Origin of the sequence: Candidatus Poriferisocius sp. (assembly GCF_965202595.1) — a bacterium.
Classification (GTDB): domain Bacteria; phylum Actinomycetota; class Acidimicrobiia; order Acidimicrobiales; family Bin134; genus Poriferisocius.
Genome location: NZ_OZ241836.1, coordinates 417,238 through 431,279, shown reverse-complemented (window position 1 = coordinate 431,279; position 14,042 = coordinate 417,238). Strand labels below are relative to the sequence as shown.

General features: G+C 62.2%; 9 protein-coding genes. 3 read left to right on the top strand and 6 right to left on the bottom strand.

Features of this window, described 5'->3' with window-relative positions:
* Nucleotide 1: 1 nt before the first annotated feature.
* Nucleotides 2-1,099, top strand: coding sequence for an alpha/beta fold hydrolase (locus tag ACOGXC_RS02315; protein WP_419919115.1), 1,098 nt, complete (start codon nucleotides 2-4; stop codon nucleotides 1,097-1,099).
* Nucleotides 1,100-1,109: 10 nt separating this feature from the next.
* On the opposite strand, the gene ACOGXC_RS02310 is transcribed toward ACOGXC_RS02315, so the two are convergent.
* From ACOGXC_RS02310 to ACOGXC_RS02290, 5 genes are all read right to left on the bottom strand, one after another.
* A complete protein-coding gene (locus tag ACOGXC_RS02310; RefSeq protein WP_419919114.1) occupies nucleotides 1,110-3,320 on the bottom strand; it encodes a heavy metal translocating P-type ATPase in 2,211 nt (736 codons plus the stop codon).
* A gap of 29 nt (nucleotides 3,321-3,349) precedes the next feature.
* Nucleotides 3,350-3,751, bottom strand: a complete 402-nt coding sequence (gene mce / locus ACOGXC_RS02305; protein WP_419919113.1) for a methylmalonyl-CoA epimerase — start codon at nucleotides 3,749-3,751, stop codon at nucleotides 3,350-3,352.
* A gap of 117 nt (nucleotides 3,752-3,868) precedes the next feature.
* On the bottom strand, nucleotides 3,869-4,312 hold the full coding sequence (locus ACOGXC_RS02300; protein ID WP_419919112.1) for a hypothetical protein: 444 nt from the start codon (nucleotides 4,310-4,312) through the stop codon (nucleotides 3,869-3,871).
* Nucleotides 4,313-4,380: 68 nt separating this feature from the next.
* Nucleotides 4,381-5,547 carry a Fic family protein gene (locus ACOGXC_RS02295; protein ID WP_419919111.1) on the bottom strand — a complete coding sequence of 389 codons (1,167 nt, stop codon included), beginning with the start codon at nucleotides 5,545-5,547 and terminating at the stop codon, nucleotides 4,381-4,383.
* A gap of 96 nt (nucleotides 5,548-5,643) precedes the next feature.
* Nucleotides 5,644-6,876 (bottom strand): MFS transporter, encoded by a 1,233-nt coding sequence (locus tag ACOGXC_RS02290; RefSeq protein WP_419919110.1) that lies wholly within the window; start codon nucleotides 6,874-6,876, stop codon nucleotides 5,644-5,646.
* Between the two features lie 166 nt (nucleotides 6,877-7,042).
* Between ACOGXC_RS02290 and ACOGXC_RS02285 the strand changes: the two genes are divergently transcribed.
* The gene (locus tag ACOGXC_RS02285) at nucleotides 7,043-7,801 is read left to right on the top strand and encodes an enoyl-CoA hydratase-related protein (protein ID WP_419919109.1); all 759 of its coding nucleotides are present in this window, start codon (nucleotides 7,043-7,045) and stop codon (nucleotides 7,799-7,801) included.
* 52 nt (nucleotides 7,802-7,853) lie between these two features.
* Here ACOGXC_RS02285 and ACOGXC_RS02280 read toward each other — a convergent pair whose 3' ends face one another.
* A complete protein-coding gene (locus ACOGXC_RS02280) occupies nucleotides 7,854-8,594 on the bottom strand; it encodes a GNAT family N-acetyltransferase (protein ID WP_419919108.1) in 741 nt (246 codons plus the stop codon).
* A gap of 287 nt (nucleotides 8,595-8,881) precedes the next feature.
* On the opposite strand from ACOGXC_RS02280, the gene ACOGXC_RS02275 reads away from it, so the two are divergent.
* Nucleotides 8,882-13,837, top strand: a complete 4,956-nt coding sequence (locus ACOGXC_RS02275; protein WP_419919107.1) for a RecQ family ATP-dependent DNA helicase — start codon at nucleotides 8,882-8,884, stop codon at nucleotides 13,835-13,837.
* The last annotated feature ends 205 nt before the right edge of the window (nucleotides 13,838-14,042 follow it).

The following is a 14,042-nucleotide window of genomic DNA, read 5'->3' as shown; positions in this document are numbered from 1 at the left end:
CGTGAAACAACCCGATCCCATCGAATCCTGCTTCATCGACACCGCGGGCCTGCGGTTCCACTACCTGGCGGCGGGCGACGAGGGGGCTCCGCCGGTGGTTCTGCTGCACGGCTTCCCCCAGACCTCCCACATGTGGCGCCATCAGATCCCGGTGCTGGCCGAGCGCTACCGGGTGTACGCCCCCGACACCCGGGGTTACGGCGGCACCAGCAAACCCCGGGTGCGGGTCACCCGTGACCTGCTGGCTCGCGACATCGTCGATTTCATCGATGCCCTGGGCATTGAGCACTGCTTTTTGGTGGGCCACGACTGGGGCGGGATCATCGCCTTCAAGGCCGCCCTGGAACATCCTGACCGGTTCCGCCGGCTGGGCCTGGTGGACACCCTGTGCACGGTGTGGATCCCGTGGGGCATCCACGGCTACTGGTTCAAGTGCGAGCCCGAGGCCGAGCAGTTCTGGGAGCGCCATGCCGGGGAGTTCATCTCCTCCATCTTCGGCGGTGTCGAGGGCAGCTACGGACCACCGCCTCACTCGCCGTGGAAGGCACCACCAGCCGACCCCGAAACCCAGGATCCCGGCGAAACCCAGGATCCCCGCAGGGCTATGGCCGGCTGGGACCCCACCCGGTACTGGACCGCCCAGGATGTGGAGCACTACCGATCGGCGTTCGACCAGCCCGGTGCCCACTTCCACGCGGTCTCCTACTACCGGGATGCCCTGCCGTTTCATTTTCCCGACTCCGGCGGCAACCCGGTGTACCGGACCCCGGCCCAGGTGGCCGAGATGTGGCACCATCCTGACCTGATCTTCGGCCACCCCGACTTCGGGGTGTTCCCGATCTTCGGCCCCGAGGACCTCGGCCGCACCTACCCCCACCCCGCGCTGTACCTGTACTCGGGCTTCCTCATGCCCCAGGCGTTCGCCGACGGGTTCCCCGCCGACGACCACATCCCAACCGGCAACCCCTACGCCGACTCTTTCATCGATCACTTCCCCGACTACCGGGCCCGACCCGCAGGCTGCGGCCACTTCATCCCCGAGGAGGATCCCAAGCTCACCAACCAGGTGCTCCTGGCCTTCCTCACCGGCGACATCTGATCGATATTGGCTATTGGCTGCGCCGGAAGCGGCGGAGGCGCAGGCTGTTGGTTACCACGAACAACGACGAGGCCACCATGGCGGCGGCGGCGAACATCGGCTCCAGCACCCCGGCGGCAGCCAGGGGGATGGCGGCGGTGTTGTATATGAAGGCCCAGAACAGGTTGGCGCGAATGGTGTTCATGGTCCGGCGACTCAGGGCAATGGCATCGGCCACGCTTCTCAGATCCGGTGCCATGATGGTGATGTCGGCGGCCTCGGAAGCCACGTCGGTCCCGGTGCCGATGGCAATGCCGATGTCGGCCTGGCTGAGGGCGGGGGTGTCGTTGATGCCGTCGCCCACCATGGCGACCCGGTGACCCTCGTTCTGGAGGCGGGCAATCTCGGCGGCCTTACCACCGGGACCCACACCGGCCACCACCCGGTCGATACCCAGCTCACCGGCCGTGGTCCGGGCCCGCACCAAGTGGTCCCCGGTCAGCAGCACGGTGTCGAGACCCAATTTTTTGAGAGCGGCCACCGCGGCTGGGGCGGAATCCCGAAGCTGGTCGTCCACGGTTATAACCGCCTCGGCCTCCGGCCCCCGGCCGGTAAGCACCGCAACCTGGCCCCCGGCTTCCACCTCGTCGGCCGCGGCGGCCACCGGCTCGGGCACCTGCTCGAAGAGCGTCCGTTTCCCCACCCTGACCTCGAGGCCGTCCACCATGGCCACCGCTCCCACCCCCGGACGATTCTCGAATCCGGTCACCTCCCGGCCGCTCCCGACCCCATAGGCAGCAGAACCCGGGTTGCTCCCAGCCGTACCGGCAATGGCCCTACCGATGGGGTGCTCGGAGCGGGCCTCCACCGCCGCGGCCAGAGCCAGCAGGGTCTCGGGGTCGCCGCCAGGCGCGGTAATGCCCACTACTTGCATGCGGGCCTCGGTGACGGTGCCGGTCTTGTCCAACACCACGGTGTCGAGCCGGCGGGTGTCCTCCAGCATCTCGCCGCCCTTGATGATGATTCCGAGCTGCGATCCCCGCCCGGTGCCGACCATCACCGCCAGCGGGGTGGCAAGGCCCAGCGCGCACGGGCAGGCCACTATCAAAACCGCCACCGCGGCGGTGAATGCCTCGGAGGCGGGCTGGGCGGCCGCCAGCCAACCGACCAGCGTGCCCGCCGCAATCACCATCGCCGCTGGCACGAACACCGCTGATATCCGGTCGGCCAGCCGCTGAACGCGAGTGCGGTTGGTCAGGGCCCGGTCCACCAACTGCATTATCCGAGCCAGGGTGGTGCCGGCCCCCACCGCGGTGGCCTCCACCACCAGCGACCCGTTGGCGTTGACCGAGGCGCCGAACACCTTGTCGCCGGGGCCGACCTCAACCGGGACCGGCTCACCGGTGATCATGGATACGTCCACCGCGGAAACGCCGTCGATGATCACGCCGTCGGTGGCGACCCTCTCCCCCGGGCGCACCACGAACCGGGTACCCACTTGCAGGTCTTCCACCGCCATATCGGTCCCGTCCTCCAGCCGGGCCACCGGAGCGGCCAAACCGGCCAGGGCCTGAAGGGCATCCCCGGCTCGCCGGCGGGCCCGGAGCTCCAGGTGGTTGCCCACCAGTACCAGAACCACGATCACCGCTCCGGTCTCGAAATAGATGTGGCCGTCGCCGATCCGGGCGGCCAGCACGACTGTTGACCAGACCCACGACGACCCGGTTCCCACCGCCACCAGCGTGTCCATGGTGGCGGTCCGGTGATCAAGCTGCTTCAGCGCCCTGCGGAAGAACCCCCAGCCCGACCCGAACACCACCCCCGCGGCCAGCGCCGCGGCCAGCCAGTCCGAGGCCCGGAAACCCAGATCGAAGGCCAGGCGCTCGACCATCGTCACCAGCGCCACCACCACCGTCAACCCTGCGGGCAGGATCAACCGGCGCAGCTCGGCCGATCCGATGCCATGACCATCGCTTGAATCACCAGAGCCAAGGCCATCAGGGCTAAGACCATCAGAACCAAGACCATCAGGAAGGCGAGCAAGATAGCCGGCGGCTGCCACTGCTGCCCGCAATTGGGAATTGGCGACGGCTTCATCGCAGGTCACCAAAGCTCGACCCGAGACATAGTTGACCCGGGCCTCGACCACACCTTCAACTTCGATCAGGCTGCGCTCGACGCTCGACACGCAGGCCGCGCAGGTCATACCCTCGACAATTAGCGTTGCTCGCCGTACCGCCACGGTTCCAGGATACGGCGCGGGATCGAGGCTTATTCCTGGACCAGCTCGATCAGAGTGCCGAGAGCACCTTTGGGATGGATGAAGGCGACGGTGGTTCCTCGAGAACCGGGGCGGGGTTCGGCATCGATGGGGGTGGCCCCAGCCGCAACCATCGACTCGATGGCGGCGGCGCAGTCGTCCACCCGGTAGCCGATGTGATGCACTCCCTCGCCCCGCTTGGCCAGGAACTTGGAGATGGGGGAATCCTCACGAGTGCCGGTGGTGAGCTGCACATAGGAGTCGGCCACCCTGATCAAGGCCTCCTCCACCCCGTCGTGCTCCACGACCTCGCGATGAAGCACTGAAGCGCCGAAGGCCGACTCGTAGAAAAAGATGGCCTGCTCCAGGTCGTGCACTGCGATGGCGACATGGTCTATCTCGGTGAGGATCACAGTGCCCCCATCATAGGCCGATCCCCCACGGACAACTGCTGCCCAGAGATCGCCTACCTAGCCGATTTCCTCAACCGGCCCATCCCCCACGGACAACTGCTGCCGACCCAACCGGGTTCAGGCCGCAGCATCCTGGGACGGCGACTCGCCGGCCAACGCCGCCCAGAGCTGGTCGCGCAGCGCCTCGGCCTGGATGCCATCCAGCCGATTGGCCACCACCACCCCCTCGATCATGTCGGACATCACCGCGACCCACGGCCGGTTCCGGACCAGCACCGAGACCGTGGCCGAACCATCGCCATGGCGAACCAGCGAGCGGCGCCGACCGACCTCACGAGGTGGGCTGCGGAAGTTGGGCACGACCAGCCCCCGGCCCTGGATGGCCTCCCCAAGCCGCCGGCCCATCTCAGCGAACGCCAGGCTCCAACCCGGGCCGCTCTCCTGCTCCGGCCCCTCGCCGGGCCCCTGACCCTCACCGGGAATGACCCGCATCCGCGGGGCTGCCCCCGTCGAGGATCTCCGGTTCTCGGTGTGCTTCTTTTCCGTGGGTTTCATCATCATGGCCCCATTATCCAAAGGGGTGTGACAGTTTCTCCCCACAGGCCCCCGCCAGCACCCGCGGTTGGCATCTAGAGCGGTTCCGTGCCCTCGATCAGCCGATCCAGGTATTGCCGGTAGACAAAGGTTCGGCTCCGCCCCTCTGGTGGAATCTCCTCGGCGATTCCTAGTTCAACGAGGCGTTCCATCCCCGCCAGTGCTCCCGGATACGAGAGTCCGGTTGAGTCGCATACTTTCGGGATACTGCAAATCGTTAAGGCCATAAGCGCTTCGTGGACACGGCGAGTTGAGTTGGCCGGCCGGCCGAGTGTGTTGATGCGAGCAGCGTCCTGCCTGAACATCACCGACAGGTGTCTTGCCGTGTCGGACGCGCTGTTGGCGGTAACGCGCACGCCCTCCAGAAAAAATGCGATCCATGCTTCCCAGTCCCCATGCAAGCGAACCCGGGTCAGCAGCCTGTAATACTCGGAACGGTTCTGCTTGAGGTAAAGGCTGAGATACAGCAGCGGGTCCTGGAGCAACCCCAAGTGGCACAGCAGGAAGGTGATGAGCAGGCGCCCCACCCGGCCGTTCCCGTCCTGGAAAGGATGAATGGTCTCAAGCTGCACATGCGCCAGTCCGACGCGCACCAAATCCGCCAACCCGTCGTTGGTGGGATGCAGGAAACGCTCCAGCGAAGCCATGCAGTTCTCCACCTCGGTGTGGGGTGGTGGCACGAACTCAGCGTTTCCCGGCCTGGTGCCGCCGATCCAGTTCTGTGAACGCCGGAATTCGCCGGGCGTAAGTTTGCTTCCCCGGCCCGATGAAAGGAGGACTCCATGGACCTCTCGGATCAGCCGGTTCGACAGCGGAAAGTTGTCGTCTCGGAGTCGTTTCAGCCCGTGCCCGAGCGCGGCCACGTAGCAGGACACCTCGGCTACGTCGTCCCGGGGAACACCAGAAACGGTGCCTCTCTCGTGCTGAAGCAGGTCGGTAAGCGAGGACTGGGTGCCTTCAATCTGTGCCGAGAGGACAGCTTCCTTCCTCACATAGGAATACAGCAAGAGCGACTTGTCGGGGAGCAGACTTGAAACAGCGTCGAGGCGACCAAGCGCCCGGTTCGCCGCCTCCAGCAGCTTCAGTAGCTGCCCGTCCACCTGAATCGGCGGCACCGGGGGCAATGGCTTCGGAACGAAGGCGCGAACCTCCTCACCGCCGTGGGCAGTGACCCGGTAGTCTCCAGTTGCGCCGCGGTGCATCGTTAAGAGTTCCTCAATCTGCCCGACCGGAATTAAGAGTTAGCGCCTAAATCTTAACATCCCTGCAAGTAAGTCGAAAATAAGCCGGTTGAATACCTAACCCAGGTTCAGGACCCTGGTGCGTCCGCTGAGTACCCACCACAGTGCGGTAGCGGCCAGAAGGGCCCCGGCGCCGCCCACTGCTATGCGGGGGCCGATCAGGTCGGCCAGGGCCCCCTGGAGCTGGGCACCCAGGGGCAATCCGGCCAGCAGCGTCATCAGGTACAGGGCCAGAACCTTTCCCCTCAGCTCTTCTGTAACCTGAAGCTGTATAACGGTATTGAGCGTGGAAGCGGTCACGATGTGCGACGCTCCCACCACCGCCAGAGCTACCACCGCCAACCAGTAGTTGGGAGACAACGCGAACCCCAGCAAGGCCAAGCCGTAAACCGGCCAAGCCAAACCCACCAGGAGGCTTCGGGGGGCGCGGCTGCCCCAACTGATCACCAACGGGGTGTTCAGCACTGCCCCCACCCCCGAGGCGGCCGCCAGGATGCCGTACTTCAACTCGCCCACCCGGAACACATCCTGGGCGAAGATCACCACCAGGTGGATTATGGGTTGGCCCAAAAAGGCGATCACCCCGGCGATCAGAACCGCTCGCCGGATACCGGCGTGGGAGGCGGTGTAGCGCACCGCGGCGACGGCATCGGTGAACAGGTTGGGGCGACCGTCGGTACCGGCGGCCAACCGGGGCACCCGGATAAGCGCCAGAGCCAGCACCGCGGGCATGTACGACAGGGAGTTGACCAGAAACGCCCACCCGGGACCCCCAAAGGCCAGCACCAACCCGCCGACCGCGGGACCAACCGCCCGGGAGGCGTTGAACTGGGCCGAGTTCAAGGTAACCGCGTTCAGCAGGGCTTTCCGGGGCACCAACTCGCTGACGAACGCCTGCCAGGCCGGAAGCTGGATACCGTTCACGCACCCGTTCACCACCCCGAGAGCTATATAGGCCAGCGGCCGGTCCACCCCCGAGAACCACATGGCCGCGAACCCCAGGGCAACCAGCGCCTGGGAGGAGTTGGTGAACATCAGCATGATGCGGCGGGGAAAGCGATCGGCCAGTGCCCCTCCCACCATCCCCAGACCCACGGCCGGCAGCGTCTGCATCATGGCGGCCAGCCCGACCCAGGTTCCCTTACCGGTCAGATCCTCGATCACGAAGGCCAGTGCGATCATCTGGACCCAAACCCCGGAGTTGGACACAATGGCCCCGGAGAGGAACAGGCGGTAGTTGCGGTACGACAGTGCTCGACTGCCGCGCCGGCGAGACCGGGAATCAGTCATCGATTGAACCGCCGGTTAAACCGTCGCTGCCCCTCGTATTCATGGCCACCATGGCGAAGGAACCGAAAGACGATGGGGCTGTCTCCCGATGTTCGGTACCTCGTATTCATGGCCACCATGGCGAAGGAACCGAAAGAGGGTCACTCGGTCAACCTAACCTGCGGGCATGGCTCTTGTGCTCACCGAAATCGACGACGGCGTTGCCACCGTTACCCTGAACCAACCGGGGGTGCGCAACGCGGTAAGCCTGGACATGAACCACGAGCTCGACACCGCCTTCGACACCCTGGAGGCCGACGGGTCGGTGGGCGCGGTGGTGCTAACCGGTACTCCCCCGGCTTTTTCCGCCGGTGCCAATCTGGATGAGCTCCTGGCCGCCACCAGCGCCGAGAGCCTCGAGGCGATCTACGCCGGTTTCCTCAGAGTGGCCCATTGCCCATTGCCCACCGTGGCCGCGGTGAACGGCCCGGCGGTGGGGGCGGGGATGAACTTCGCGCTGGCCTGCGACGTGATCGTGGCCGGGCACCGGGCCATGTTCGAGAGCCGTTTCCTCCAGATCGCCATCCATCCCGGGGGAGGTCACACCTGGCGCCTGCGCACCATCTGCGACCGCCAGACGGCCATGGCCATGGTGCTGTTCGGCGAGAGGCTCGATGGGCAAAGGGCCGCCGAGGTCGGGCTGGCCTGGAAATGCGTGGACGACGACGCTCTGCTGGACGAGGCCCGCCGCATGGCCCGCCGCCCGGCCGGTACCCCACGAGAACTGACCATGGCCATGAAGCAGACCGTGATCGACATGGGGGCAGTGACCGACAGCGCAGCCGCGGTCGCCCGGGAGGTGGCACCGCAGGCCTGGTCGATGACCCAGCCCGAGTTCAAGAAGCGGGTGGCCGCCCTCAAGCAAGCCATCAGCCGCTCGAACTAATCAGCCGCTCCAGCCCGCCACCAAAATGTCGAGGGTCGCTGCCTCAAACCAATCAGCCAACCCAGCCCGCCACCAGGTGGGGACCCAGCACGTGCCACTCCTCGGTGGTGATTGCGTAGCGGATGTGATCCTCCCAGCAGCCGTTGATCTCCAAATAGCGCAGGGCCACCCCCTCGTTGCGGATACCCAGCTTCTCCACCACCCGGCGGCTGGCCCGGTTGCGGGGGATGATGTTGATCTGCACCCGGTGCAGGCCGAGGCTGCCGAAGGCGTAGTCGAGCATCACCACCAGCGCCTCGGGGGTGTATTCCCGCCCGGCGTGACGGTGGTCGATCCAGTACCCCACATGACCGCTCTGAAACGGGCCCCGCTGCACGCCGGACAGGTTCATCTCCCCCACCAGGCGACCTTCGGCGAACACCCCGAACCCGTAGCCGGTATCCATCTGGAGCTCCCGATCTCGGGCGCTGCATCGGGCTGCAAAGGCCAGGCGGTCCTCCACGACATCGGGTTGGGAGCGGGGTGCGGTGGGCTCCCAGGGGGTGAGCCACTCCCGATTGGCCCGCCGTACCGCCCGCCACTCGGCAAAGTCGTCCTCCACCAGCATGCGCAGCTCCACCCGAGCACCGCAAAGAACCAGCCCACTCGAGGAACTGCGAAATCGGGACCAGGTCCGCACCACCAGAAACCTACTCGCGCCACCCATCACCCCGCCGGGTAGCGAGCCCCCAGCGGACTTGACGATTGCCGAGACCCAAACCGGCACCTGAGCTGCACGAACACTACAATCCATTGAAATACCATGTCCGCACAGCAGGGTAACTCCATGAACCGCGACCTAACCCAACAACCATCGCGAGCATCATGTCAGAGTCCCAAGCCCACACCCACCGATCCATGAACCGCTACCTAACCCAACAACCATCGCGAGGGGCCGGATTGTGGCGATGCGTTTCCATAGACCTGGAGGTAACCCCCAGGACAGGGCGAATCCACTCCTTCGCGGCAATCCGCGCCGACACCGAGGAGACTCTTACCTACCCATCAGCAGGCCTGCCCCTTCATCAGGCGTTGGCAGAGTTGAGCGACTTTGCCGAACCCACGGACTTCATATTGGGCCACAACTTCATCGAATTTGATAAGCCTCATTTACAGGCAGCCAAGCCAGACTTACGCCTTTTGCATTTACCAGTAGTGGATACCTTGTGGCTAAATCCTCTGGCCTTTCCTCGCAACCCCTATCACCATCTTGTAAAGCATTACCAAGACGGTCAACTCCTCACGGGGCGCAAGAATGATCCATTACAAGATGCCCGACTTGTATTGCAGCTATTTGCCGACCAGCAGCAAGCCCTGTCGAAGGTATCTCCAGACCTGCTAACCGCTTGGCATTGCTTGACAGGATCACAGCCCTCACACGGGTTCGACATGGTATTCGAGGACATTCGCCGGCTGCCAAAACCATCCGAGGCCGAAGCCCGACAAGCGATCTACCAATGTATCGAAGGGGTATCCTGCCGCACCCACACGCTGCAAACCCTGAACACTGCTGAACAGCATGGCTGGTCACTGGCCTACGCGTTGGCGTGGCTGTCGGTGGCCGGGGGTAATTCGGTAATGCCTCCCTGGGTACGGCACCAATTTCCTGAAGCGGGAAAGTTGGTTAGGCACCTCCGTGATCTCAGGTGTGGCAGCAGGGATTGCCCCTGGTGCCAGGAGCGCCACGACGCCCGCAAGGAGTTGAAGCGATTTTTTGGTTTTGATGGATTCAGACCCAAACCGGCAGACACAAATGGATACCCGTTGCAGCAATCCATCGTTGAGGCAACAATGGGAGGTCACCACACCCTTGGTATATTACCTACAGGTACAGGTAAATCATTGTGCTACCAGATACCGGCGTTGTCACGATACGAAAAAACCGGAGCTGTCACCGTAGTTATATCGCCACTGGTAGCGTTGATGGCCGACCAAGTAACAGGACTCGAGGCTCGGGGTATTGCCTCCTGCATTACCATCAACGGTATGTTGTCGATGCCGGAGCGCGCTGACGCGCTGGAAAGGCTGAGATTGGGAGACGCTGCCATTGTGTTGATTTCTCCTGAGCAGCTTCGCAGTATGCCGTTTCGCCGCTCATTGGCCCAGCGGGAGATCGGTGGTTGGGTGCTTGATGAGGCCCACTGCCTTTCCAAGTGGGGGCACGACTTTCGCCCCGACTACCGCTACGTGGGGCGATACATTCGTGAGCAATCGGAAGGGGAAACCGTACCTCCGGTGCTTTGCTTGACCGCTACAGCCAAGCCTGGAGTCAAAGAAGAAATCCTGGATTACTTCAAAAAACAACTTGGTACCGAGATGCAGGTGTTCGACGGTGGTAGCCACCGAGACAATCTCGAGTTCACAGTGGTTGAGACAACTATATCCCACAAATTCCCTGATATCAATATGATCTTGACCAACCACCTTCCCCCAAAATTCAACGGCAAAAAATCCAACGGTGGTGCCATCGTCTATTGTGCTACCCGGAAGCAGACCGAAGAGGTGACAAACTACTTGAGGGATCAAAAAGTTGATGCCAATTGCTTTCATGGTGGTTTACAACCTGAGGAAAAGAAAACTATTCAGCGCAATTTTATCGAAGGCGACTTGCAAGTTATTGCCGCTACTAATGCCTTCGGCATGGGTATAGATAAGCCCGATATACGACTGGTTATACACGCCGATATTCCGTCGTCACTCGAGAACTACTTGCAGGAAGCAGGCCGAGCTGGTAGAGACCAAAAGCCAGCACATTGTGTTTTGCTATACACGCAACAAGACGTGGAACGGCAGTTCAGCATGTCGGCACACTCCCGGCTAACCCGGCGCGAGATTCAAGCATTTCTTTTAGCTTTGCGTCGATTGAGCCGCCGGAATAGGAGCAAAGAAGTTGTTGCCACTCCTGGTGAGATCCTGAGCGAAGATGAGGACAACGGCTTCAGGCGGGATACTGCAACTGACGACACGCGAGGGAAAACTGCAATCGCGTGGCTTGAAGAGTCAGCCTTGCTAACTCGCGAGGAAAACCAAGTGAAGATCTACCCATCGTCTTTACGGGTTGCTTCTGTGGAGGAGGCCAGGGAAAAGCTTGAGAGAAAAACAATGGATGAGCGCGTTCGCAAGCGGCTGCTGTCCATTGTTAAAGAGCTGATTGCTGCCGACCCTGACGAGGGTATATCCACTGATACGCTGATGAATACTGTTGGGCTCACCTTTGAGCAGGTACGCAGCGCTCTTTATGACTTGGAGAGCTTGGGTATCGCCAGTAACGATACTGTGTTGACTGCTTTTGTCCATGTGAGTGTGCAACACAGCTCGAAGAATCGACTTGCTCAAGCCGCCAAAGCGGAGGAAACACTTTTGAACCTCCTGCAAGAGATGGCTCCGGACATGGGAGTCGGTGACACCTCAATGTTGAACCTACGAATTGCCACTCAGCGGCTCAAAGATGCTGGACATGACCATATCAGAACTGAACACGTGGTTCGCATTCTCCGGGGCATAGCGGCTGATGGGCGCGGCGATAATTCCCAGAGCGGTAGCATCTCGGTGAGAAAACTTGATCCGGAGAGTTTTCGTATAACACTGAAGCGGGAGTGGGACTCCATCGTGAGAATTGCTCGGCGTAGACGGGCTGGCGCTAAAAGGTTGCTCGATCATCTGATTTCGTGCGTGCCCGAGGCCAAGCGGGGTATTGACCTGCTGGCCGAGACCACGTTGGGAAAGCTGAGACAAGCCCTCGAAGCAGACCTCAGCCTAGCCGGGGAGGTCACTAACTTCCACAAACTTTCGGAGCGGTCACTCTTGTGGCTGCACGAACAAGAGGTAATCCGGCTCAACAAGGGGCTCACCGTGTTCCGAACGGCGATGACCATCCATTTGGCCTCTGAACAGCGCAACTTTGTGAAATCCGACTACCTACCATTGCAAATCCACTATGATGAGACAGTTCGTCAAATCCACATCATGGCCGAGTACGCGCAACGGGGACTCGCCAACATGGTAGAGGCCAAGCATCTGGCCATTGACTACTTCGCACTCGATGAGGGCAAGTTCCTGCACCGATGGCTGCCCCAGTCCCGCCAGGAACTCACCCGGCAGACAACGCCGGAATCGTGGCATGACATTGTGGAAAGCCTGAACAACCCTTCCCAGCGCCGCTTGGTGGCCGACGACCGCGAGAACACCAATGTACTAGTGCTGGCCGGGCCGGGTTCGGGGAAAACCAGGGTGCTGGTGCACCGGCTCGCCTACCTGATACGAGCCAAGCGCGAAGACCCTGAGGGCATCCTGGCTCTTGCCTACAACCGCCACGCAGCGTTGGAGATACGCCGCCGGCTTTTCGACCTGGTGGGCAACGACTCGAAACGGGTGTTGGTGCTCACCTGCCATGCGCTGGCGATGAAACTTACCGGAGCAAGCGCCTTGGAGCGCGTGGAGCGTTCCGACAGCAACTACTTCAACGACATTCTCATACAGGCAACAGCCCTGCTAAACGGTAAGGGTCTGGCACCGGAGGATGCCGAGGAGGCCAGAGCCCGACTGCTGGCGAGGTTCCGATGGATTCTTGTGGACGAATACCAGGATGTTGGCAAGGAGGAATACAACCTCATCTCTGCTCTGGCTGGCCGAACCCTGTCGGATGAGGATTCCAAGCTCACCCTGTTCGCAGTGGGTGACGACGACCAAAACATCTACACCTTCAAGGGTTCGTCGGTGAAATACATTAGAAGCTTCGAGCAGGATTACAAGGCTAGACCAGCTTTCCTAACGGAAAACTACCGATCAACCGGCTACATCATAGAGGCTGCCAACACAGTCATCGGGCCGGCACAACACCGTATGAAGGCCAACCATGAGATCCGGATTGATAGGGCCCGAGCCAAGGATGCGGCCGGGGGTGAGTGGGCAAAGCTGGACCCGGTTGGTCGCGGCAAGGTTCAAATGCTGCCTGCGGGCCGCGATGCTATTTCTCAGGCCCAAACAGCATTGGCGGAGCTCCAGCGGTTGAGGGAACTCGCTTGGCAATGGAACTGGTCGAACTGCGCGGTAATCGCCCGAGAATGGAAATACCTGGAGCCAGTTCGCAACATCTGCGAGCAGGAAAATGTCCCGGTGCAGATGGCGAATGAAGACCTTCTAAGCGTCTGGCACCTGCGGGAGACGCAGTCGCTGCTGGATTGGCTCAAGAGTCGTGGCTCCGACCTCATCGGAAATGCCGACCTGCGCCGGTGGCTGACCAGCCAGCAGCAAACCCCCTGGACCGAGCTGTTGCAAGAAGCCCTGGAGGCTCACGAGGTCGAGGTGGACCGAACCGAGGTGCCCGTGGACGCATTCACCGGATGGCTGGCGGAGTGGGGACGAAACGTGCGCCGGCAACAGCAAGGGCTGCTGCTTTGCACTGCCCACCGGGCAAAAGGCTTGGAGTTCGACCATGTGGTTGTGATCGACGGAGGCTGGGATCGCCGCGCGGGACGGGGGGAGGATCCGGACGCTTCACGCCGCCTGTACTACGTGTCAATGACCCGAGCCCGCCAAACCCTTGCCCTTGGGTACGTGGGCAAGCCGAATCCCTGGCAAGCGGCCCTGAGAGGCAGCCCGGCTGCCTTGTGGAGGGAGCCTTTCGAACTACCGCCACCGGCACCGGAATTGAGCCGCCGGCATCGACAACTCAATTTGAAGGATGTTTACCTGAGCTTTGCCGGGAAATATCCACCCGGCCATCGCGTGCATAAAGCAATCGCGGCCCTGTCGCCCAACGACCCGCTCCGGGTTCGCCCGCAATCCGGTGGCTGGGAGCTTCTCAACGAATCGGGGCTGGTGGTTGCAAAGCTGGCCCAGAGTTTCGAACCTCCGCCCGGGACGGTCTGCACCGGGGCCAGCGTCTGGGCAATCACCACCTGGGCCCGCAAGTACTCCAAACCCGAATACGAGTCACAGCTCAGAAGCGACACCTGGGAGGTGGTCGTACCCGAGCTCATCTTCTCAACCGAGTGACCACTAGCTGTAGCGCCTACGGAGGTTGTTGACAGTGGGCTAGCTCTGCTGGTTGCGACGGGTTTTTGTGGGGGGTACTTGCGGGGAGGGGGGGGGGGGGATGGTTATAATAGGGGGTTATGTTGCGTTTTTTGCAGGTTGGTTTGAGCTCTAGCCGGGGGGGGGGGGTAGTCGTTTAGCGCTGCCCTGGTTTGGGCTCCTGGTT